Raw genomic sequence first — 23,217 nt, forward strand, 5'->3', positions numbered from 1 at the left:
AATTTTGTGTTTTTGCCTCGTTTTCGGGGTGTCACTGATCATTTTTGAATTCAACCAGCAGTGGATGCTCCGTATCCATGTAGATCCCATCTTGCCTAATTGGTTTTGGTCGTTGATCAATCTTTTTGGTGATGCATGGGTTGTGTTGCTGATTTTGTTGGTGTCAGAACGTCGGCCTGGAGCAATGACATCTTGGATTCTTAAAACGTGGCTTGCTGGTGCTGCGGTTGTTCAATTGATCAAATATCTTTCTCCAATGCCTAGGCCCGCCAACGTCTTGGGCAAAGAAATGCTGACATTGATTGATCATCCGCCCTTGTTCAGCGGGTCGATGCCTTCTGGGCACGCTTTTGCCGCAATTTCATGTGCACTTATTCTAGTTACTGTTATGAAACAACGTGGCGTAAATCAGTCTTATTTATGGATGATTGCTGCCTTTGCAGGACTGGTTTCATGGGCACGTGTAGCTGTTGGCGCGCACTGGCCCTCTGATGTCATTGTGGGTGCGGGCTTGGCATTTTTTGTCGTAGCCCTAACCTACGTTTGGGAAACTCGGTCTTCTTGGAATCATTGGCTAAGCTCAAAACACGGCGCTGTACTTCTTGTTTTGATTCACTTACTGATTGCGGTGTATCTCCTTGTGCCTCAATCTGATTTTTTGCTGGTTCAAATTTTTCAACTGAGCTTGGCATGTTTATCGGTTTCGAAAGCCATTTACCTGATCAAAGTATCCCTTTGGTTTAGAACGACTTGAGGAGCTTGTATGGTGATACAAAACTTCATCTCTGAAAGCCACTTTGATTCACACATTCGCTTGCGAAAGTGGTTTTACCGGATCGCATTTTGGTTGCTTTCGTTGATGTTGTTGTTGGTTCTGGTTCGCAATTCCAACTGGCAATTGACTTACGCCCGGTTTTTTGAGTTGCCTGCAACTTTGGTTTTGGTGTGTGTGTCTGGTTGGCTTTTCAGTTTTATTTTTAGAGCTATTCGATTTCGATTGGAATGGCAGATGCAAGGCCATGTGAGTTTCTTCCAAGCATTGCATGTTACTTTTTTACACAATGCGGCAGTTGTTTTAGTTCCTTTCAGAGTTGGTGAACTGGGTTACCCAGTTTTGGTTAGAAACTTATTCGATGTTTCTTGGCAAAAATGCATTCGAAGTTTGCTTTGGTTGAGACTACAAGACGCTGTGGTACTTCTTGCTATTGCTTTTTTAATGTGGCCTTCCTTCAGTCCAGAGATAAGAGCGTTGGTTTTGTTTTTTTGCGTGGGGCTGGTGTTATTGACTCAAAAGCATTGGCTTCGACTTTTGCGCTCTCGTCTTTTTCTCGCTCGCCAATTGAGAGCGTTTCTTCATCAACGCTCTGGTGCTTGGAGTTGGGTTTGTTCGGCTGCAAATTGGATTTGCAAAATTACTGTGGTTGCCATCATGCTGCAAAGCCTCACTGGTTTGCCAATTTTGCAATCGCTTGATGGTGCTTTGACAGGGGAGCTTTCGGCAATGCTGCCAATCACTGGACCTGCTGGTTTAGGAACGTACGAGGCTGCGGTGTGGGCGGGACTGGGATTGCCTTGGGAAGAAATGAAAAGCCTTATGGCTTCTATTTTGTTTTCCCATTTGTTTTTTCTCTCAATTTCATTGCTCGGTGCTTTGATTTCATTGTTACTTCATAGCTTTTTTTCTAACAAGAACAATGTCATAAAAGATAACGCGCATGTCTGATACTTCTATTCTCAATCGTCCTTTAACAAGTTCTATGGCTCACTCACTGTCTGTGGTGGTGCCTATGTTCAACGAAGAAGAATTGGCTGCCGATTTGGTCTTTGCCGTTCAGGATGCATTGCAAAACTATGCATTTTCTTGGGAGTTGATTGTTGTCGATGATGGTAGTAGCGACGCAACTTGGGTTCATTTGAACCATGCTGCAAAACAAGTGGGCGCGCATGTTCGTCTCATTCGTCTTCTGCGAAACTTTAAACAAACTGCTGCGATGCAGGCAGGTATCGATGCAGCCCGAGGCGATGTGATCGTGACAATGGATGGTGATCTGCAAAACGATCCAAAGGACATTCCAGCTTTGGTTGAAAAGTTATTGGCTGAAGATCTCGACATGGTGGCTGGCTGGCGTCAAAAAAGACAAGATGGTTTTTGGCTTCGCAAGCTACCTTCAAAAATTGCCAACCGTTTGATTCGCAACGTCAGTGGGCTTCACTTCCAAGACTTAGGCTGCAGCTTAAAGGCCTTTAGAGCGTCAGTGCTCCGCCAAGTTCGCCTCTACGGGGAGATGCACCGATTCATCCCTGCCTGGCTTGCAACGGTCACTTCACCTCAACGCATGGCAGAAGTGCCAGTTTCACATTTTCCTAGAACCAAGGGACTATCCAAATATGGCTTGTCCAGAACCTTCCGGGTGTTGCTTGACCTTCTGTCTATTCATTACTTTTTGCGATTTGGTTCTCGGCCAGGCCACTTTTTTGGTGGACTTGGCAGCATTGTGACGGGCATCGGACTTTTGATTTTGACTTATTTGGGAATACTGAAGTTTTTAGGTGAGTCAATTGGCAACCGGCCCTTGATGTTCTTGGGGTTTTTTGCAGTGGTGAGTGGACTTCAATTGCTCACGACCGGCGTGATTGCTGAAATTTTGATGCGCACTTATTTCGACGCTGGAAAATTCAATTCTTATCACACCTTGCACACTTCAAATTTGAAAACCAATGAAGGCTGGCATGTTGTCAATTGAATCCGGTCATCCAAACCGATGGGTGTGGTTCTTCGGAGCCTTTGCTTTATTGGGTTTCTTTTTGTTGGGGTTGAACCACTCCCTCTTGTTCGATGTTGACGAAGGCGCATTCACTGAAGCAACTCGTGAGATGCTGGTGTCTCAAGACTGGGGGCATACCACCTTGAATGGCCTAGACCGCTTTGACAAACCCATTGGCGTTTATTGGTTGCAAGCGATCAGTGTTTCTATTTTCGGTTTGAATGATTTTGCTTTCAGATTGCCGTCTGCGTTGTCCGCTTGGCTGGCAAGTTTGGCTTTGGCCAAATTTTCAGAGAGGGAATGGGGCGGGCGTGCAGCCGTCATGGCCGCTGTCGTTTCTGCAACCAGTCTTGGGCCTTGGGCCATGGCCAGAACTGCCACTGCCGATGCACTTCTCGGTCTCTTTTTGGTCTTGATTTTTTTAGATCTTTGGCGATCGCTTGAAAACAGAGACCATTGGGCAGGACGCCGAGTTGCACTTTGGGTAGGTTTGGGATTTTTGGTCAAAGGCCCAGTGGCGTTGGTACTGCCGGTGGGCACACTTTTGATTTATTGGTTTTTTGCACCGTTTTACAGGTTGGAAATAAATCGACTCATTACGGATTCGCGTGCTTGGCTTGTCTTTCTTTGCGTGGCTTTACCCTGGTACATCTACGCTTATTTAAGACATGGCCAGCTTTTCATTGATGGCTTTTTGCTCAAGCACAACATTGAGCGATTTATGGGCAGCATGGAAGGTCACTCTGGTCACTGGGCTTATTTCCTAATTGCTTTGCCTTTGCTCTGGCTACCTTGGACCGTTTTGTGGTTTAAGGCGCTACTGGACTTTAAATTGAATTGGCAGAATTCCTTTTTGAAATACTGTTGGATTTGGTTTTTGTTCGTCTTTGTTTTTTTCACCCTTGCCAACACCAAGCTACCGCATTACTTGCTCTATGCAGGTCCTGCAATGTGTTTGATCATTGTCAATGCTTCCTTGCATGCTAAGCGTGGCACATGGACATTGACATGGCTTTTGGCCATATTGGGTCTCAGCGTTTTGATCTTGAGTCCAAGTTATTTGCAGTCTCATCTAGAACTTGTGGTTGATCCCTTTTACAAAGCATTGCTTGCAGACTCTCCCAAATCTGAAATGAAGGTATGGCTTTTTGCCTTGCCGCTGATTTTTTATGTGGCGCCCGCCATTGCGTATTTACTCAGGCTGACAAATCTGGTTCATGTGCAAGTGACGCCAAGCTTTTCATTTCTCATACTGGCACTTTACCAATCGATTGTTCTGTCCTTGCTTACGCTGCCATGGTGGTCTCAAACTCTCCAATCTCCAGTGCATGAACTGGCAATGATTTTCAAAGATGACAAACGCACTGTGGTTCAGTGGGGCGTGCACATGCCATCGTTTGCGAGTTACCGACAGCAAGAGTCGCCTAGGCGTGAACCCCTGCCGGGAGAACTGGCATTGGTTAAAAATACTCAGCCGTATTGGCCAGCAGATTGGCAAGTTTTGGAGACACGCGGTCCCCTTGCCATCGTGATGTTTCCAGAAAGAGCGAAGCCATGACCATGATAAGTAGGATGCTAAGACAATGGTACTGTGCACCCGGATGTTTGCTGCTTTTTGCAATGTCAGCCACTTTGTTCATTCTTTTTCCACAAGCAGACCTTGAATTTACAAACTTGTTCTATGCAGGCCATGGATTATTTCCAGCCAATGATTGGTGGATGGTCCAATTTGTTTACCAAGGAACGCCTTGGTTTGGGCGCTTATTCTTTTTGATTGCAGTAGGCTTCTTACTGTTGGCCATCATCAAACCAACCGTCATTTCACGCCGGCATTGGCGCCGTGCAGCCGCTGTGATGGCTGTGGTTGTATTGGGTATTGGCATGGTCGTTCATGTGTTCTTGAAAGAAGGCATGGGCCGGCCTCGACCGCGCGATGTGCAAACTTTTCAAGGCAGCACTGCCTATGTACCTGTCTTTTTGCCAAGCCAATTTTGTCAAAAAAATTGCTCATTTGTCAGTGGGCATGCGGCGGTTGGCTTTGCTTTGATGTCAGTCGGCTTTTTTGGCGTTCGAAGACGGCGCCAGTTTTGGTTTTTGACTGGGCTTTTTGCGGGGTCCATCATCGGCCTGGTTCGCATCATGCAAGGTGGTCATTTTTTAAGTGATGTGGTGTTTTCCTTGGTTTCAATTTGGACTGTCCATCTTTTTGTGCGTTTCACCTGGATTCGGTTTAGAGCATGGCAGTTGCAAAAAGCAAGGCTGGCAGTTGGCCAGTATTCTAAATCTAATTTGTGACATGCTAATTTAGGCGATTTATCATCAATATGTCACAAATATGACATGATGTGGCGGAAGAATGGGCGTTACAGTTTTGATCACTGTTTGAGACCTACTTTTCAGATAGATACCTACAAGTGAATTCTTCTAGCCAAACACACCCACCCCAGATAAGCGCTGATGTCAAACTGCTAGACCGCGATTGCAGTATTTTGGCATTCAATGAACGTGTTCTTGATTGGGCCAAGAGACCTGAAGTACCGGTGCTAGAAAGACTGAGGTACTTGTGCATCGTGTCTTCCAATTTAGATGAGTTTTTTGAAGTACGTGCTGACTTGCACATGTCTGCCTTTAGGAATCAAGACACAAAAGGCAGCTACAACACGGAAACATTCGAGAAAATCTACGAGACCGCCCGATCTTTGGTGAACGAGCAATACAAGTTGTACAACGATGTGTTGTTGCCAAGGTTGGAAAAAGAAAAGATCAAGATTCTTTCTCATGCTCATCGCAATCAAGCTCAAAAGAAGTGGGTTCAAGAATATTTTCGACGCGAAGTGAAGCCGCTGTTGGTTCCAGTTGGTTTAGATCCTGCACATCCTTTTCCGCAAGTCGCTAACAAATCATTGAACTTCATTGTTCAATTGTCTGGCAAAGATGCATTTGGTCGCTCCAATGACATTGCAATTGTGAAAGTTCCGCGTGTGCTGCCAAGGGTCATCCCATTGCCCGCCAAAGTGTCGGGCAGTGACAAGTCTTTTGTCTTGTTGTCGAGTGTCATTCGTGCCCACTTGAGTGATTTATTTCCAGGCCGAGACGTGGGGCAGTTTTCGCAATTTAGAGTGACACGCAATTCTGATTTGTCGGTAGATGAAGAGGACGTTGAAAATCTGCGCACTGCACTTCGCAAGGGCTTACAGCACCGACAATATGGTGAGGCATTGCGATTAGAGGTTTCAGACAGCTGTTCCGAACACCTGTCAAATTTCTTGCTAAAGCAATTTGGTTTACCAGAAACTGCTCTGTTCAGGGCAGATGGCCCAGTTAATTTGGTGCGACTCACTCAGCTGATTGACCTGGTGTCCGATCCGGCTTTGCTTTTCCCTCCCTATCAGTCGAGTTTTCCTCAGCAACTGATGCAAGGCGCTTCCATTTTTGCACGCATTCGGCAAGGTGATGTGTTGATCCATCAACCTTTTGAAAGCTTTGATGGTGTCTTGGCTTTTTTAAAAGAAGCCGTAGAAGATCCCAATGTCTTGGCCATTAAGCAAACTATTTACAGAACTGGCAGCGATCCCGCCATGATGAATTTGTTGCGAGAGGCTGTGAGGCGCGGTAAAGAAGTAACTGCCGTTGTGGAGCTGAAGGCGCGCTTTGATGAAGAGGCCAATATCAATTGGTCGGAGCAGTTGGAGTCGGTGGGTGCACAGGTTGTCTATGGTGTGGTTGGCTTGAAAACGCATGCCAAAATGTTGCTGGTCACCAGGCGCGAGGGGCGTGTCCTGAAGCGTTACGGGCATTTGTCTACGGGCAACTACAACCCCAGAACTGCCAAGCTGTACACCGATTTGAGCTACCTGACATGTGATGCCAGCTTGACGGCAGACATGGATGCTTTGTTTGTGCATTTGGCCAGTCCCAGTAGATTGGGTCGCATGAAAAAAATGTGGCCGGCACCATTTTTGTTGCAGAAAAAAATGGCCGAAAAAATTGCGGCTGTTGGCGAAGCTGCTGAAAAAGGATTGCCTGCTCGAATTGTGGCAAAGATGAACTCACTCACAGATCCTTTGCTAATCAATGCTCTGATTTTGGCAGGACAAAAAGGCGCTCAGATCGACCTCATCGTAAGAGGTGCATGCATGTTGCCGGCGGGCCTTCCTGGGAAGACTGACAACATTCGAGTAAGGTCTATCATTGGCCGGTTCCTTGAGCACTCGCGTGTATTTTTCTTTGAAGCTGGAGACGTCCAAGACATTTATTTGTCAAGCGCAGACTGGATGTCTCGCAATATGACGCGTCGCATTGAGCTGGCGTGGCCTGTCTTGGATTTGGCTTTGCGACAAAGACTTGTGGACGAATGCCTCTTGGCCTATTTGCATGACACACGCAATGCTTGGACTTTGGAGTCAAACGGCAGTTATGTGCGTGTAGATAAGAAAGGCCATAAAACGCAAAGTGCACAGGCATTGCTCATGAAGAAGTATTCGCCAAGCAATGTCAAATCGCGATAGTGGCAAACTTTCAACGATCAATATCATGGACCTCATCTTATGGCGACATGCTGAAGCTTTTGAAGCTTTAGAAGGGCAAGATGATTTGTCGCGAACTTTGACACCCAAGGGCGAAAAGCAAGCTCTGCGAATGAGTCAGTGGCTTGACCGTCAACTGCCTGAAGGTGTTCGTGTGATGTCCAGTCCTGCCGTGCGGTGCGAGCAAACGGTCAAACACTTGGGCCGAAAAGTGAAATACAAATCGGAACTGTTGCCCGACGGAAGTCTGGATGATTTGTTCCTGACTGCTGGATGGCCAGATTCAAAAATGTCTGTTTTGATAGCCGGACATCAACCCGTTTTAGGCCGAGCCATAGCTTACTTGCTGGGTCTTCCAGGTGGAGATTGCTCGGTGCGCAAAGGCTCAGTGTGGTGGCTGAGGAGTCGGGTTAGAGAAGGGGTGACGCAAACTGTGGTGGTGTGCGTTCAAACCCCCGAACTGCTTTGATCAAGACTTGGCAGGCCTGCCTGTTTTCAATGCAGGCACTTTGCTCAACGCTGACAAAAAGGCTTTGTCGCTCAAACCGTTCAAGAGCATAAGGCCGGCTCGCAAAATTTCACTTTTCTTGGCGCTGTGCTTAAGCCCTAGAGCCTTTTGTTTCAAGCCTGCAATGGCTTGGTACTCATCTTTGGGGAAGGTAAAGCTGTCGCGAACCAATTTGGGTTTTTTCAATTTGAGATCAGGCGTGGTTTGCTGCGCAGGTTTGGCTTTTGGCTTGGGGCTTGGCTCAGTTGCAGGCTTAGTTGCAGGCTTAGTTGCAGGCTTAGTTGCAGTCTTGGCCGCACTCTTAACCGCTGTTTGGCCAACTGCTTTTTGAACTGGCTTTTTTGCAGCAGGCTTGGCTGTACCAATTTTTTTGGCGGCTTTGCGAACTGGTTTTTTTGCGGGTGCTGCGGGGGCTTTGGCAGGGGCGGGCGCTAGGGTATTGCTAGCAACTGCATTGTTGGTGGGTACAGCGACAGTTGAAGTTTCAGTTGACATGGTCAAAATGGATGTGAGTTAAACATTAAAATAGTTTATACCGTTTTCCCATTGATTTCAAGAAATTCCAATTGCCAGCTAGATTTTTGCCAAGCGATGCATTCTTCTCGAAGTAAATGAACCGACTGTGGCCATTGTTGAATCCAAGATTTTTTGCACTCAATCACAAAGCCTGTTTTACTGCCTTCCATCGGTTTGAGGCTAACACCTTTGAGGTCGGGCTCTCTTCTGGCATGGCACAAAATGGCCGCAAGCCGCAAGCTGAGAAGCTGAATCATGAATTCAGGATTTTTCAGTTCAATCTCTAGTTTTTTGAGTTTTCCGCGGTGTCCCAAAATGAGTTGGCTCAAACGATGCAGCTCAGGCATGGAAAATCCTGGCAAATCTGCGTTGTCCAGAATGTAAGCCCCATGCTTGTGGAAGTCACTGTGAGAGATGCGTGTACCAATTTCTAGCAAGTGTGCAGCCCAGCCGAGTTTCTTTTCGAGTCGCTTGGCATGAGAAGCTTGAAGACTTGGTTTGTCTAGGATGCCTTTGAACAATTCAAGGGCTGTTCTTTCAACACGGTCTGCTTGGGCAATGTCTACAGCAAATCTCTTACCCAAGGCCAGCACCATGGCACTTCTAAGGTCTGTATTTTCTTCCCGCTGAAGCAGGTCGTACAAAACCCCGTGACGCAAAGCCCCTTGGGCAGCATGCATGGTGTCAATTTGCATGAGGTCAAATAGCGCGCATAAAACCGCTAAACCACCCCCAATGACCGGCTTTCGGTCTTCCTTGACGCCCTCTAAGCGCAGATTTTCGATGCGTTCTGCCTTGATGAGCTTTTCTTTGAGCCAGTCTAGGCCTTCACGGGTAATGACTTCTTCTGGCCATCCTGCCGCTTGCAGAACATCTGCAACTGCACCAATGGTGCCGGATGAGCCATAGGCAAGGTCCCATGAGTTTTTAGGGTAAAGCGACAAGGCTTCATCCAGCACCGCTTTGGCCGCGACTTCCGCCCACTCAAAAGCCGATGGCGAAAATTGGCCGTCGGCAAAGTATTTCATCGACCATTTGACGCTGCCTACACGGTATGACTCCATTGTCTGCGGCTTGTATCCCTTGCCTAAAATGATTTCTGTCGATCTACCACCAATGTCAATGACCAGTCTTTTTTCATCGGATTGAGGTAGCAAATTGACGACGCCAGAATAAATCAAACGTGCTTCTTCACGCCCAGAAATGACTTCGATAGGGAAGCCTAGAATTTTCTCGGCATGACTGATAAATTCATCCCTGTTCTTGGCTTCTCGCATTGTTTGAGTTGCAACAGCGCGAACAAAACTAGGTCCGAAGCCCGCCAGTCTTTCAGAGAATCTAGCCAAGCATTCCCAGCCTCTTTGCATGGCTTCTTTTGACAGCATTCTGTCTGAATCTAAGCCATTGCCTTGGCGCACAGTCTCTTTGAGGTATTCAACTCGCCTGATGTGGTCGTTCTCAAACAGCCCAATTTCTAGTCGGAAACTGTTTGAACCCAAATCGATGGCAGCTAATAATTGTCCGTTTTGCATCTAATTGCTTGAGTAAGTACTGATCGTCAAAATTCACTATTTTGTGACTTTTTCATGACATTTTCATGAGTTTAAAAAATATAAATGTGACAGTAGCAGGTTCAGATTGCTCTGGCTCCGGCGAGCAAATGTTCGAATGTGTGCCTAAGAAATCGTTTGCAGATCGGTCGTAGCGATTTGATTGGAAATTCGACTTGCTGGGAAAATCAAGTTAAAGGTAGAACCCTTGCCTATTTCGCTTTGAATTTGAAGTTCACCACCATGGCGTTGCATGACGTGTTTAGTGATTGCCAAACCAAGGCCTGTGCCACCTGTTTCTCGAGACCTGCTCTGATCAATTCGATAAAAACGCTCAGTAAGGCGTGGCAAGTGTTCAGAAGCAATGCCTGGACCAGTATCTTTGACAGAAATTGTCAACTGATCATTTGCTTGTGAAAAAGTTAAATGGACCAGCCCACCCAGTGGTGTGTATCTAATTGCATTGCTAACAATATTTGACAATGCACTGATCAGTTCTTTTTTGGAGCCCATGACAAAGAGGCGGGGTACTTGGTCAAAAACCAGCGCATGTTTTTTGCCAATTTGTTGGTCTGCAAGCAATGAGGTTAAGGCATTGGCTTCAGACATGACTTGATCAACCAAATCAGGAAGGCTAATGAGGTCTTGGCCATTAGGTGATTGGTTAACTTCAAGCTGAGACAAGGTGAGCAAATCTGCAACCAAGGATTGCATCCGATCTGCTTGAATTGACATCAATTGAAGGTATTTTTGTGTTTCCTGCTCGTCAAGAGGCACAGACTGCAAGGTTTCTACAAAGCCACCCAAAACAGTGAGGGGTGTTCGAATCTCGTGAGAAACATTGGCTACAAAATCTCTTCTCATGGCTTCTGCTTTAACCACGTCGGTCACATCGCGCGAGAGCAAAAGCAAACGGCCGTCACCATATTTGTGCAACTGAACTGAAAGCTTGCGAAGGTTTGAGACTGAAGTAGATCGGCCATCAATTAAAACTTCACTCGGATGGCTGTCCTGAGCAAAATATCGGGTGAAGAGAGGATCTCGAACCAAATGAACAATGTGCTGCAAGCGATCTTTTTTGACATCTAAGCCCAAATGAACAGCAGCCGTGTCGTTGCACCAGTCAATCCTTGCCTCACCATCTAGCAAAATCACGCCATTGGGTGAAGCTTGAATGGCCAAGAGAAAGTCTTGTAAGCGTCTTTCATTGAGTTTTGCGCTGTTGTCAGCCAAAAGTTGTTGACGAAGAATTCGTCCTGCAACATCAAGCCATGCACCATTCCAATTGGGGTTGACTGTCAGTGGTTCCGTCATGAGCCATTTTTGAAAACGTCTAAATTTCCAATCCTGAACCATAATGTACAGGACCAAAAAAACTGACGCTGCCAAAAGCGCTGCCACTGCATCGAGCCAAATCCAAACTGGCAGCGCAACAACAAAGAGCCAAAATAATAGCTCAAAAATTACATAGAACATTGAGTTGCTGGCTTACACATTGACTTGCTTTGTCATTCGGTAACCTGCACCTCTGACTGTTTCTATCATGTCTGCAGCTTCGCCCAAAGCTTCACGCAGGCGTTTGATGTGCACGTCAACGGTGCGCTCTTCGATGTAAACATGGTCGCCCCAAACTTTGTCAAGCAAAGCGCCGCGGCTGTGCACTCGCTCGGGGTGGTGCATGAGGTGGTGCAAGAGCTTGAATTCGGTGGGACCCACTTTAATTGGCTTGCCTGCAAAGCTAACTCTGTGAGTTTCTGCGTCAAGTTGCAGTTCACCCATTTTGACCACGCCTACAACTGATTCGGGCACACGCCTGCGAAGTACTGCCCGAATTCTGGCCAGCAACTCACGCGGCGAAAAGGGTTTCACAATGTAATCATCAGCGCCAGCATCAAGGCCGGCAACGCGGTCTGCTTCATCGCCTCTTGCGGTGAGCATCAAGATGGGCACCGCCTTGGTTCTTGCGGCGCTTCTCCAGCGTCTGGCCAAAGTGAGTCCACTTTCGCCAGGCAGCATCCAATCGAGCAAAATGACATCGGGCAGAACATCGTCAAGTTCGCGTTGAGCCGTTTCAGAGTCGATGGCCCAAATGGGTTGGAAGCCGTTGTGGCGCAGATTGACAGCAATCAGTTCTGCAATTGAGGATTCATCTTCAACAATCAGAATGCGAGGCAGTGTTTTCATTGCACAGCTTTTTCAATCTCGGTTAAGGCGGTATGGCGAACGTCAGCGCCCTTGACTACGTAAATGACGAATTCAGCGATGTTCTTGGCATGGTCGCCAATGCGCTCAATGGCTTTGGCCACAAACAACAAATCTAAACTTGCAGAAATGGTGCGTGGATCTTCCATCATGTAAGTGATTAATTTACGAACAAAGCCGTTGAACTCTGCATCAATCAAATCGTCTTCTTTCAAAATAGTAACGGCCATATTGACATCCAGGCGGGCAAAAGCATCCAGCGCTTTTCGCAGCAAGCCAGTGGCCAAATCTGCTGCAATGCGCAATTCGGATGAAGGCAAATTGCGCGGCGTGCCTTGTTCAAGGATTTGTTTGACCATGCGCGCAATGCGCTCGGCTTCGTCGCCCGCACGTTCAAGATTGCCCGTGATCTTTGAAATGGCCATCAGCAAGCGAAGATCGCGCGCTGTGGGCTGACGGCGGGCAATGATGGATGCCAATTCGCGATCAATCTCTACCTCTAACTGATTGACTTGTTTTTCAGACGCAATGACTTGATCTGCAACTTCAGAACTGAACTGTGCCAATGCATAAACAGCATGGCGAGTTTGCGACTCAACCAGTCCACCTAATTCTAGGACTCGTGTGGAAACACCCGTAAGTTCGTTGTCGAATTGGCTTGAAATGTGTTTGTCCATGGAGTGCTCCTGATTAGCCGAAACGGCCAGTGATGTAATCTTCTGTTTCTTGACGGGTTGGCTTCATGAAAATTTGCTCTGTAACGCCAAATTCCATCAATTCGCCAAGGTACATGTAAGCTGTAAAGTCTGAAACCCTAGCGGCTTGCTGCATATTGTGGGTCACTATAGCCACGGTATAGTCTTTTTTCAACTCGCTTACCAATTCTTCTACTTTGGCAGTTGAGATGGGGTCTAGTGCTGAGGTGGGTTCATCCAGCAGAATGACTTTGGGTTTGACGGCCACTGTGCGCGCAATGCACAGGCGCTGTTGCTGTCCGCCAGAGAGGGACAAACCACTTTGCCCCAATTTGTCTTTCACTTCATTCCAAATGGCTGCTTTGCTCAAGGCTGACTCAACCCGATCGTCCATGTCCGATTTGCTGAGGTTTTCGTACAAACGAACACCAAAAGCAATGTTGTCATAGATGGACATGGGGAAGGGCGTTGGTTTTTGAAACACCATGCCAATTTGTGCGCGAAGTAAATTCAGGTCTTGGCCTTTTTCGAGGATGTTTTGACCATAGAAGTTGATTTCACCTTCAGCGCGCTGCCCTGGATAAAGGCTGTACATGCGATTGAGTGTGCGCAGCAAAGTAGATTTGCCGCAGCCTGAAGGTCCAATGAAGGCCGTTACTCGATGCTCGGCAATATCGAGGTTGACATTTTTCAGCCCTTGAAATTTACCGTAATAAAAATCGAGATTGCGCACTTCAATGGCGTTTTGTGTTGGCTTGCTATCAGGCATATGTGTTCCTGTGAATTCAAAAAATAACAATGAATGGGGGTTGATTAGCTTGTCGTTTTTTCTCTAAAGAAGACACGCGCAAGAATATTGAGAACCAAGACAGTCAAGGTAATCAGCAGGGCACCGCCCCAAGCCAGTCGAATCCAGTTGTCATAGGGGCTCATTGCAAACTGGAAAATGACAACAGGCAGGTTGGCCATGGGCTTACTCATGTCATCATTGAAGAATTGGTTGTTCAAAGCAGTGAACAACAGAGGAGCAGTCTCTCCACTGATACGTGCAATGGCCAATAAAACGCCAGTGATCACGCCACTCTTGGCGGCACGCAATGTGACGGCCAGTGACACCTTCCAGCGAGGCGCACCCAAAGCAAAGGCTGCTTCACGCAGACTACCTGGAACTAGGCGAAGCATATTTTCTGTGGTGCGCATGACCACAGGCACGGCAATGAGTGTCAAGGCCAGACTGCCTGCATAGCCAGAAAATCGACCCACTGTGGCAACCGCAATGGCGTATACAAACAAACCAATTGTGATGGAGGGCGCTGACAACATGATGTCGGTGACAAAACGTGTAAGGGCAGCTGTTTTGCTTTGATCACCAAACTCGGTGAGATAGATGCCAGCCAAAATACCAACTGGTGTAGCAACCAGCACTGCAAGTCCAACCATGAGCAAACTACCCACGATGGCGTTGCGCAGTCCGCCGCCCTCGGTTCCGGGGGCGGGTGTGTCTTGGCTCACAATGTTCCAATCGAGTGCAGCAAACCCGTTGGCAAACAAAACAAACAAAATCCAGAGTAAAACGGCCAAACCCAAAGTCATGGCCAACATCGAGGTCACCATGCCCCACAGGTTGGCCAGGCGACGCCGGCGATACAGTGCGTGATTCATGTTCATGGCCATATCAGAACCCCTTGGCTTTTTCAGCCCTGCTGATCATGATTTTGGCGAGCGCAAGAACCATGAAAGTGATAATAAACAACAAGAAACCTAGCGCAAACAAGGATGACATGTGGAAGTCGGCGGCCTCGCCAAATTCATTGGCCAATGTTGATGCAATGGACGTTCCTGGTGAAAAAAGTGAGGTGGGCATGCGATTGGCATTGCCAATCACAAAGGTGACGGCCATGGTCTCGCCAAGCGCTCGACCCAGGCCCAACATGACTCCCCCAATGACCCCCTTCTGGGTGTAAGGTAAAACAATCTTTGTGACCACTTCCCAAGTGGTGCAGCCAAGCCCGTATGCAGACTCCCGCAATATAGGGGGCGTGATTTCAAACACATCGCGCATGACGGAGGCCACAAAGGGCACCACCATGAAAGCCAACACAATGCCGGCCGCCAAAATGCCCATGCCGTTGGGCGCGCCACCAAACAAAAATCCAATGATAGGCATGCCACCTAAAACTTGGCGGAGCGGTACTTGAATAAAATCTGCAAACAAGGGTGCAAACACGAACAAACCAAACATGCCATAAATGATGGAAGGCACTGCGGCCAACAATTCAATGGCTGTGCCTAAAGGGCGACGCAACCAAACGGGGCATGTCTCGGTTAAAAATACAGCAATTCCGAACGACAGCGGCACTGCAATGAGCATTGCGAGTCCGGCACTTGTGATCGTGCCCACAATGGCAATGGCGGCGCCAAACTCCTCATTGATGATGTCCCACTCCACATACCAAATGAAGCGCGCGCCAAATTTTGCAAAGGTTGGCCAAGCGTTGATGAACAAAGAGATAATAATTCCGGCCAATGCCAGAAGAACCATGAGTGAAAAAACTTGCGTCATCCGATGAAACAGCCAGTCTTGAGTGCGCTGGCGCTCGGCTGTTTTGAGCAAGTGAGCGGCTTGAGCCGAACTGGGCAGAGGATTTGACATGTCTTGGTTCACTCAACAAGGAAATCAATTTAGAAAGAAAGAATCCGTTGGCTGCGCACAGGCAACCAACGGATGAATACCAAGCTTAAATTACTTCTGAATTTGCGACCAAACTTTGGCGCGAATTTCGTTGGTCAAGCTGTCTGGCAATGGCACATAGTCCAACTCGGCGGCCATTTTCTTGCCATTTTTGAAGGACCAATCGAAGAACTTGAGAGCTTCGTTGGAGGCAGCTTTGTCACCAGGGTTCTTGTACATCAAGATGAAGGAGGCTGTGCTGATGGGCCAGCTGGTGTCGCCTTTGGCGTTGACCATTGACACACCCATGCCAGGAACGCTGAACCAGTCGGCACCGGCAGCAGCAGCAGCAAATGTCAAATCATCTGGGCTCACGTATTTGCCATTGGCATTTTGAACTTGCATGAAATTCATATTGTTCTTTTTAACGTAGGCGTACTCAACATAACCAATAGCACCTTTAATGCGGTTGACGTTGGCTGCAACACCTTCGTTGCCCTTGCCGCCCACAGAGGTGGGTGCGGGCCACTTCACTGCTGCGCCTTTGCCAATTGTGTCGGCAAATTCTTTGCTGACCACTGAGAGGTAGTCTGTCCAGTTGAATGTGGTGCCAGAACCGTCGGCGCGGTGAACCACGGTAATGAGTTCGTTAGGCAAATTTTTACCGGGGTTGAGGGCGGCAAGCTTGGGGTCATTCCACTTGCTGATCTTGCCAATGAACATTTCGGCCAAGACGGGGCCAGTAACGCGCAATTCACCGGGCTTGAAGCCATCCAAGTTGACCACGGGCACGGTGCCACCGATGATGGCGGGGAACTGAACCATGCCGTCTTTGTCGAGGTCAGCGCCAGGCAAAGGTGCATCTGTGGCGCCAAATGTGACTGTTTTGGCGCGAATTTGACGGATACCACCTGATGAACCAATCGATTGATAGTTCATGCCAGTGCCCGTAGCGGCTTTGTAGCCTTCAGCCCACTTGGCATAGATAGGGAAGGGGAATGTGGCGCCTGCACCAGTGATGTCGGCAGCCCAAGAAGTTGCTGCCAATGCTGTCAAGCCGACAGCGGCAACGAGGGATTTAAATTTAAGCATTTCAGCTCCAGTAAGGTATTCGGGGTTGATTTTCTAGCAACTTGTCAGTTACCAGAAAGGACACTTTAATGTTGAATTATGACAAATTCATGTCAGTCGGATGATGTTTAAGCTTCCAACAATGAAAGTTAATGCATCTTTTTTTGTATTTTTAATGCCTTCATAAATCTGTCATTGACATTTGAAATAGTTGCTCCATTGCTTTTTTTTTCAACAAGGAGTGCTTCAATGCCAATCAACGACGATCAGAGTTTCAACAATTCTTCCAACCCCCACTTTCAGGATGTTCTGAAAGAAGCCCTCAAGAACCCATCGCGCCGAAACATTTTGCGCGGTGGCTTGGGCTTGGCTTCCATGATGGCTTTGCCTATGTTGCCTGGCTGCGGCAGCATCGCTTCATCGCTACCCGAACTGTCTACTGCCAATGTTTTGGGTTTCAATGCCGTCACAAAAAGTATCCTAGACCAAGTCACTGTTCCTGCTGGCTACACCGTCAGAGTGTTGCATGCCACCGGCGACAGACTGGCCCCCAGTGTTCCTGCTTATTCCAACTTAGGTTTGGAAACAGATGACTGGAGCATGCGCGTTGGTGATCACCACGACGGCATGGACATTTTCTACATCGACAGCAACGGCCGCTACAGCGCCACGGCCACCAACAGAGCCGTGTTGGCTGTTAACCATGAAAGCTCTGCTGACTCTCACCTCTTGCACCCCAAAGGACAAACGTCTGGCGGCGTGAATGGCAAAAGATTCAGCCAATTTGGCGATTGGGATGTCAAGGCACGTCCAGGTTTGGAAGTTCTGAAAGAAATTAACTTGCACGGAATTTCCGTGGCCGAAATCACTTTGGACAGCTCCGGCAAGCCTACAGGCGGCTACGTACTTGATTCAGCCTTGAACCGCAGAATCACGCCTCAGACCGTGGCGGACGTACAAGGTCCAGCAGCGCATTTAAGCGATATCCGTGCCATGTTTGTTACACGCTTTGACACCACCGGCGCAACTTCCCGCGGCACCTTGAACAATTGCGGTCATGGCATCACACCTTGGGGCACCTACCTGGGCTGCGAAGAAAACTGGGCTGTCTATTTCAACATGCCCACCGGCACCACATTGCCTGATGCAAAAATCATTGCCTCACGCAAGCGCTATGGTGTGAGCAATGCTGTTTTGTCCAGCACTGCCACAACAGGTTTAGGACAAGGCTGGTACACCCCAACTGACTTGCCCGATACAGATTCCCGTTTCTCAAGATGGAATGTTGCGGCCACAGGCGCTACTGCAGCCGCAGACTTCCGCAATGAGCCACACACTTTTGGCTACAACGTAGAAGTTGATCCTGTGAACCCTTCAGCCCGCCCCGCCAAGCGCACGGCCATGGGTCGCTTTGCGCACGAGGCTGCAGTTTGCAGCATTCCAGTTGTGGGCAAGCCATTGGCTTTCTACATGGGTTGCGACAGCCGCAACGAATACATTTACAAATTTGTCACAGCTCAAAACTGGAGCGCCGCCGACATCGGTGGCGGTATGGCAGCTGGCAATAAGTACCTCAACGAAGGTAAGTTGTATGTGGCCAAATTCAACAGCAATGGCGCTGGTGAGTGGATTGAGTTGTCGATCAACAACCCATTGATCAAGTCATATGCTGGCGCAGCTGGCTTTACATTCACCACCCAAGCTGACATTTACGTTCACACACGCTTGGCTGCGGATGCCGTGGGCGCTACCAAAATGGACCGTCCTGAGTGGGGTGCTGTGAATTATGCCAACGGTGAAGTTTATTTTGCCTTGACCAACAACAGCTCCAGCAACCGCACACCCGCTTCAGCAGACGGTGCCAACCCACGCTCCTTCAACGACGCAGACGGCAAAAAGGGTTCAGGCAATCCGAACGGTCACATCATTCGTTTCAAAGAGCAAGACAACCTGGCCACAGCAACGGGCTTCAATTGGGATATTTTTGTGTTTGGCGCAGAAGAAGACATGCCCGCCAATGTCAACGTTTCTAAGTTGACAGCCAACAACAGCTTCTCTTCACCTGATGGTTTGTGGTTCAGCAAGAGCACAGGTATTTGCTGGATTCAAACCGATGATGGCGCCTTCACAGACGAGACCAACTGCATGTTGCTGGCATCTGTCCCTGGTAAAGTGGGTGATGGTGGTGAGTTCTATATCGATAACACTTTAGTCTCTGGAACCTCCTCAAGCAACAACGTGACAAGAACCTTCATTGGCGGTATTTTGGGTGAGTCGCGCCTGCGTCGATTCTTGGTTGCGCCAAAAGGCGCCGAGGTCACTGGCATGACAGAGACGCCAGATGGCAAAACGGTTTTTGTCAACATTCAGCACCCTGGCGAGAACACACCTGCGATTGGTACTGCTGCATCCTTCACCCTTGAAAGCCAATGGCCAGGCAATGGTGGTGGATTGACATCGGCTTATGGCCCTGCTGGACGCCCCCGCTCAGCCACGCTGGTGATTACCAAAAACGACGGCGGTAAGATTGGCCTCTGATATCTTTTAATTGGGGTCAGATCAGAATTAATTTGCTTCACGGCACCGTTCTGTTCTGATCTCAAACTAGATTTAAAATTTGGACATGCGCTGCATGTCCATTTTTTTTGCCTGTCTTATCTCGACACCTGCAATTGCATGGAATCCTTTTTCAAGCGAGGAGTTCACGGATGTTCCATTGTCAAAGCTTGAGCTGCAAAAAGTAAAGATCAATGCCGGTTGGGCCAGGGACGATGATCAGACCCTGATTTTTGAGTTGAGCAACGGTCTGAAAGGCCCTATTCAATGCGGCGCAGCCAATGTTGAGCTCAACACAGGCAAATCGGTGTCAAAAGTGTTTGTACCCAAATTTGCAATTCCAGGCCAAGCCACTCGAAACGCCAGCATGCCGGTGGTTAAAGGCACGATGAAATCTTATGCGCTCACGTGCTCTTGTTTCAAGAAAAAGGGTTCGGAGGACTGTGTGAATCCTCTGGCGCGCTAACTAATTCTTGACGAGATAGTTAGGCTAGATAAAGGGACTGCAGTTTGCTTTGCGCGGCAGGCGTTAAACCCAATTGGCTGCTTAAATAATTTTGAATGCCCTGGTGCCTGCTTTGAATTTCATCCAGAGCCGCTTTTAAAAAACTTTCTTGAACTTCCCACACAATTTTCATGACGTCGGGCGACAGCGTGGTCGCTCCAGTGCTGTTGGGCTTGTAGAGTTGGTTGGTCAGGAGATAGTCTTGCCAAATATCCTGTTGCGAGACGCCCAAGGCACTCAAAATGAGTGCTGCCGCAAGACCTGTGCGATCTTTGCCTGCGGTGCAATGGAACAGAAGCGGTTCAGTGTGGTCTAGCATGTGCTCAAACAATTGGGCAAAGCGGTGCGAATCAGACTTTACAAAATCGCGGTAGGTGGTTTGCATGGCATCCAAGGCATCGGCGGCCGTGAGGGGCTTGCCTGTGAGGTGCTGGGCTTGAAGTCTTTGTACCACTGTTGGCTCAATGCTAAGGCTGTGCCGCTTGATATGAGGCCATTCGTAAGCCTGAGCTTGACTCTCTTGAACGCCTCGAAAATCGAAGGCACGCTTGAGGCCCAGGTTGTGCAATTGCGCCAGGTCTTCACTCTCTAAATTGGCCAAATGATCTGAGCGAAACAGGGTGCGCCACTTAACGGGGCGACCTGCATGGCCCACGTAGCCACCTAAGTCGCGAAAGTTGGAGGCCCCTTTTAAAGGGATATGGCGCTGTATGTGATCTTGCATGAGGTGGTGAGCTTAGATGATGCGGCCGAATCTGGAAAAATTGCGCAGGCACGCTATCAAAATGAAAGCCATTCCCAGCAGGGCCAAATAAGATGTGATTTCACTCAGTGCTCTTTTTTCAAAGCGCAGCCGATAGCCTAGCTGGTCATAGATCTTGGCCAAGCCCTCGGTGCTGTCTGCTCTGTAATAGGCCGCTTGGGTGATGTTGGCTACTTTCTTCAAAGCTTCGTCTTCGAGCTTGACGCGCATGCTGCGGCCTTGTATCTGAACCACATCACCTTCGGGCGTGCCAATGCCAACGGTGTAGACCTTGACTTCGTGGGAGGCCGCCAGTTCGGCCATTTTGATCAATTCGGGTCCCATATTGCTTTGACCATCGCTAATAAGCACGATGGCCGTATTGCGACCGCGGCTGGCAGAAGCTTCTGTTTCTTTGGGCTTTTGAGCGTCTAAGGATTTGCCTGCATCGGCTGGTTTTCGAGGCCCTCCATTGTCGGCAGATTCGTTGATGATTTTTTGGGCATCAATGCCAGAACCAGGTAGCAAGGCTTCTAAAGAAATTAACAAACCAGAGCCTAGCGCAGAGCCGTATTGGAGGGGCAAATTTTCAAGCGCACGGCGAAGCGCGTCCTTCTCTTCTGTGGGTGCTTGAGCCAAGGCGGCTGTGCCAGCTACGATGACCAAGCCTACCCGCAAGTGCGCCGGCTTGCTTTCAATGAATTTGAGCGCAGCTTGCTGGGCGGCTTCAATGCGCGAAGGTTTTAAATCCTTGGCGCGCATGCTGCCTGAGGTGTCCAAGGCCAGCATCACAGTGGCTTCGCGCAAGGGGGTCAACAACACGGCCTGTGGCCGCGCCATGGCCACACAGAGCATGGCCAAGCCAAGGCTCAAAATAAGGGGTGGAAATCGTTTGGTAACGTAGGCATAGGCCAGCCCAAAGACTGGCACCAACATGGCGCTGTAAAGCATCAGAGGCCATAAAAAAGAAATGGAGCTGAGGTCAGGCACGCCAAAGCCTCCTTTTTCTCAGTTCAGAGAATCTTAAAAGTGCAGCCGCAATGTCTTCACTGGTTGAAAGCTCTAGCGCATCGACGCCCGCTTGTGCAAAAGTTGTTTGCAGTTGAAGTTCTCTTTCTTCAACCAATTGGGCGTAGCGTTTTCTGAATGTGGGATGGGTGGTGTCCAGCAGCAATTGTTCGGAAGTCTCGGAGTCTTGCAATGTCATGAGTCCCGCATTGGGCAATTGCATTTCAACAGGATCGTAGAGCCTGGCTGCTACGGTGTCATGCCGCCTGCCTAGGTGCGACATTTGCTGAGCCCAATTGAAATCTCCCATGAAGTCGGACACCACAAAGACGCAAGAGCGCCGCTTGAGAAGGCCATTGGCGCTTATTAGCCATTGATTCAAATCGGTTCGGTGAGGGGCTTTTGAAACGGGTGTGGTTTGCGCTGTGTGCAGCACATGCAGAAGATGACGCCGCCCCATTCGGGCTGGAATGTATTTGAAGCCAGCAGCCTCGTTAGGGCTTAGGATGATAGCACCAATTCGATTACCTCGTTGCATAAGCAACTTGGCCATGATGGCCACAAAAGACAGCATGAGTTCACGCTTGCTCTGAACCGTGCTTGCAAAATCCATGGAGCCAGTCAGGTCTAGTAAAAACCAAGCACTGATCTCTCGATCTTCTTGATGCTCCCTGACATAGGGCGATTGCATGCGTGCCGTGACATTCCAATCGATGTGCCGAACATCGTCGTGTGTTTGGTATTCACGCAGGTCGGCCAACTCCAGCCCTGCACCCCTGAACAAGGTTTTGTGATCTCCCTGCAACAAGCCATCGAGTCGACGAAGAACCGTCCACTCAAGTTGCTGCAACAAAGCTTCAGCGGACATTCGACTCCAAGGGCTTGTCTGGCATAGGCACAGCCTTCATGACCTCTTGAATGATGGCCTCGGGTGTTTTGCCTTCGGCCAAAGCCGTGTAAGACAGCACCAGGCGATGCCTCAAAACATCTGGCACCAAATCGGCTACGTCTTCTGGCAAAGCGTAATCGCGCCCGCGCAAAAGAGCCAGAGCGCGAGCGCCCTCAATCAAGCCAATGCTGGCCCGTGGGCTGGCGCCAAAGCTCAAAAGTCCTTTGAGCTTTTCTAAGCCATAGCGTTCTGGAAAGCGCGTAGCAGAAATTAACTTGACAGCGTAGTGCACCAGGCTGGGGTCGACATAGCAATGGCGGCATTGGGCTTGCAACATTTGCAAGTCTTCTAGGGTAACAACTCCCGAAACTTGAGTGCCCCCCGCAATCACCCTTTGAACAATGACAAACTCATCGTCTTCTGTGGGGTAGTCAATCAAGACCTTCATCATGAACCGATCGACCTGCGCTTCTGGCAGCGGGTAAGTGCCTTCTGTTTCAATGGGGTTTTGAGTGGCCATGACCAAGAAAGGCGACGGTACACGGTGTGTTTGCCCTGCAATAGTCACTTGCCTTTCTTGCATCACTTCCAGCAAAGCACTTTGAACTTTGGCGGGAGCGCGGTTGATTTCATCTGCCAACAAAAGGTTGGTAAACACAGGCCCCAGTACGGTGCTGAACTCACTGGTTTGCTGGTTGAAAATTCGAGTGCCCACCAGGTCGGCGGGCAACAAGTCAGGGGTAAATTGAATTCGACTGAATTGGCCGTTAAGCGTTTTGGCCAGCGTGTTCACAGTCAATGTTTTGGCCAATCCAGGTACGCCCTCAATGAGCAGATGGCCTTGCGCCAACAATGCAATGAGCACCCGCTCTAAAAAAACATCTTGCCCCACCACCACGCGCTTGACTTCATAAAGCACGCGCTGCATCAAAGCAGCCGCTTCTGCAGGATTCTTGAGTTGGGGTGAGGTGTTGTGACCTCGCCAAGCTTCGTTTGAAAGCGTCATGTTGTTG

Annotated in this window: 22 protein-coding genes; 9 read left to right on the plus strand and 13 right to left on the minus strand. The window is 48.8% G+C overall.

Features of this window, described 5'->3' with window-relative positions; genetic code table 11:
- Window positions 1-28 precede the first annotated feature (28 nt).
- From B9Z32_RS05185 to B9Z32_RS05215, 7 genes are all read left to right on the plus strand, one after another.
- Window positions 29-754 (plus strand): phosphatase PAP2 family protein, encoded by a 726-nt coding sequence (locus tag B9Z32_RS05185; RefSeq protein ID WP_158268176.1) that lies wholly within the window; start codon window positions 29-31, stop codon window positions 752-754.
- Window positions 755-859: 105 nt separating this feature from the next.
- A complete protein-coding gene (locus tag B9Z32_RS05190; RefSeq protein ID WP_158268177.1) occupies window positions 860-1,723 on the plus strand; it encodes a lysylphosphatidylglycerol synthase domain-containing protein in 864 nt (287 codons plus the stop codon).
- Window positions 1,716-2,744, plus strand: coding sequence for a glycosyltransferase family 2 protein (locus B9Z32_RS05195; protein WP_108420238.1), 1,029 nt, complete (start codon window positions 1,716-1,718; stop codon window positions 2,742-2,744). Before B9Z32_RS05190 ends, B9Z32_RS05195 begins: the two co-directional genes overlap by 8 nt.
- On the plus strand, window positions 2,731-4,323 hold the full coding sequence (locus B9Z32_RS05200; RefSeq protein ID WP_158268178.1) for a glycosyltransferase family 39 protein: 1,593 nt from the start codon (window positions 2,731-2,733) through the stop codon (window positions 4,321-4,323). Before B9Z32_RS05195 ends, B9Z32_RS05200 begins: the two co-directional genes overlap by 14 nt.
- A gap of 62 nt (window positions 4,324-4,385) precedes the next feature.
- Complete coding sequence (locus tag B9Z32_RS05205) at window positions 4,386-5,060, plus strand: phosphatase PAP2 family protein (RefSeq protein WP_158268179.1); 675 nt, start codon at window positions 4,386-4,388, stop codon at window positions 5,058-5,060.
- A 119-nt stretch (window positions 5,061-5,179) separates the two neighbouring features.
- Window positions 5,180-7,273, plus strand: coding sequence for a polyphosphate kinase 1 (gene ppk1, locus B9Z32_RS05210; protein WP_199219947.1), 2,094 nt, complete (start codon window positions 5,180-5,182; stop codon window positions 7,271-7,273).
- A gap of 25 nt (window positions 7,274-7,298) precedes the next feature.
- Window positions 7,299-7,760, plus strand: a complete 462-nt coding sequence (locus tag B9Z32_RS05215) for a histidine phosphatase family protein (RefSeq protein ID WP_108420242.1) — start codon at window positions 7,299-7,301, stop codon at window positions 7,758-7,760.
- Here B9Z32_RS05215 and B9Z32_RS05220 read toward each other — a convergent pair whose 3' ends face one another.
- From B9Z32_RS05220 to pstS, 9 genes are all read right to left on the minus strand, one after another.
- Window positions 7,761-8,294, minus strand: a complete 534-nt coding sequence (locus B9Z32_RS05220) for a hypothetical protein (protein WP_199219948.1) — start codon at window positions 8,292-8,294, stop codon at window positions 7,761-7,763. It abuts the gene before it with no gap.
- Between the two features lie 35 nt (window positions 8,295-8,329).
- Window positions 8,330-9,847 (minus strand): exopolyphosphatase, encoded by a 1,518-nt coding sequence (ppx, locus tag B9Z32_RS05225; protein WP_108420243.1) that lies wholly within the window; start codon window positions 9,845-9,847, stop codon window positions 8,330-8,332.
- A 144-nt stretch (window positions 9,848-9,991) separates the two neighbouring features.
- Window positions 9,992-11,341, minus strand: a complete 1,350-nt coding sequence (gene phoR, locus B9Z32_RS05230; RefSeq protein WP_108420244.1) for a phosphate regulon sensor histidine kinase PhoR — start codon at window positions 11,339-11,341, stop codon at window positions 9,992-9,994.
- 12 nt (window positions 11,342-11,353) lie between these two features.
- Window positions 11,354-12,049 (minus strand): phosphate regulon transcriptional regulator PhoB, encoded by a 696-nt coding sequence (gene phoB / locus B9Z32_RS05235; protein ID WP_108420245.1) that lies wholly within the window; start codon window positions 12,047-12,049, stop codon window positions 11,354-11,356.
- The gene (phoU, locus tag B9Z32_RS05240; RefSeq protein ID WP_108420246.1) at window positions 12,046-12,744 is read right to left on the minus strand and encodes a phosphate signaling complex protein PhoU; all 699 of its coding nucleotides are present in this window, start codon (window positions 12,742-12,744) and stop codon (window positions 12,046-12,048) included. The genes phoB and phoU overlap by 4 nt, the downstream gene beginning before the upstream one ends.
- 13 nt (window positions 12,745-12,757) lie before the next feature.
- Window positions 12,758-13,531, minus strand: coding sequence for a phosphate ABC transporter ATP-binding protein PstB (pstB, locus tag B9Z32_RS05245; protein WP_108420247.1), 774 nt, complete (start codon window positions 13,529-13,531; stop codon window positions 12,758-12,760).
- Window positions 13,532-13,575: 44 nt separating this feature from the next.
- Window positions 13,576-14,430 carry a phosphate ABC transporter permease PstA gene (pstA, locus tag B9Z32_RS05250; RefSeq protein WP_369909534.1) on the minus strand — a complete coding sequence of 285 codons (855 nt, stop codon included), beginning with the start codon at window positions 14,428-14,430 and terminating at the stop codon, window positions 13,576-13,578.
- A gap of 7 nt (window positions 14,431-14,437) precedes the next feature.
- Complete coding sequence (pstC, locus tag B9Z32_RS05255) at window positions 14,438-15,415, minus strand: phosphate ABC transporter permease subunit PstC (protein ID WP_108421016.1); 978 nt, start codon at window positions 15,413-15,415, stop codon at window positions 14,438-14,440.
- Window positions 15,416-15,505: 90 nt separating this feature from the next.
- Window positions 15,506-16,525: a phosphate ABC transporter substrate-binding protein PstS gene (gene pstS, locus B9Z32_RS05260; protein ID WP_108420249.1), complete on the minus strand. Its 1,020-nt coding sequence runs from the start codon at window positions 16,523-16,525 to the stop codon at window positions 15,506-15,508.
- A 228-nt stretch (window positions 16,526-16,753) separates the two neighbouring features.
- On the opposite strand from pstS, the gene B9Z32_RS05265 reads away from it, so the two are divergent.
- On the plus strand, window positions 16,754-19,042 hold the full coding sequence (locus B9Z32_RS05265; RefSeq protein ID WP_108420250.1) for a PhoX family phosphatase: 2,289 nt from the start codon (window positions 16,754-16,756) through the stop codon (window positions 19,040-19,042).
- Between the two features lie 94 nt (window positions 19,043-19,136).
- Complete coding sequence (locus B9Z32_RS05270; RefSeq protein WP_146179456.1) at window positions 19,137-19,526, plus strand: hypothetical protein; 390 nt, start codon at window positions 19,137-19,139, stop codon at window positions 19,524-19,526.
- A gap of 19 nt (window positions 19,527-19,545) precedes the next feature.
- Here the strand turns inward: B9Z32_RS05270 and B9Z32_RS05275 are convergent, their stop codons facing one another.
- From B9Z32_RS05275 to B9Z32_RS05290, 4 genes are read right to left on the minus strand one after another with little or no spacing between them, the layout of a single operon-like run.
- The gene (locus B9Z32_RS05275) at window positions 19,546-20,289 is read right to left on the minus strand and encodes a tyrosine-protein phosphatase (RefSeq protein WP_108420252.1); all 744 of its coding nucleotides are present in this window, start codon (window positions 20,287-20,289) and stop codon (window positions 19,546-19,548) included.
- Window positions 20,290-20,301: 12 nt separating this feature from the next.
- Window positions 20,302-21,297, minus strand: coding sequence for a VWA domain-containing protein (locus B9Z32_RS05280; RefSeq protein ID WP_108420253.1), 996 nt, complete (start codon window positions 21,295-21,297; stop codon window positions 20,302-20,304).
- A complete protein-coding gene (locus B9Z32_RS05285) occupies window positions 21,290-22,183 on the minus strand; it encodes a DUF58 domain-containing protein (RefSeq protein WP_108420254.1) in 894 nt (297 codons plus the stop codon). The genes B9Z32_RS05280 and B9Z32_RS05285 overlap by 8 nt, the downstream gene beginning before the upstream one ends.
- Window positions 22,173-23,210, minus strand: a complete 1,038-nt coding sequence (locus B9Z32_RS05290) for a MoxR family ATPase (protein WP_108420255.1) — start codon at window positions 23,208-23,210, stop codon at window positions 22,173-22,175. The genes B9Z32_RS05285 and B9Z32_RS05290 overlap by 11 nt, the downstream gene beginning before the upstream one ends.
- Window positions 23,211-23,217: the final 7 nt, after the last annotated feature.

Source organism: Limnohabitans sp. MMS-10A-178, from assembly GCF_003063375.1.
Classification (GTDB): domain Bacteria; phylum Pseudomonadota; class Gammaproteobacteria; order Burkholderiales; family Burkholderiaceae_C; genus Limnohabitans_A.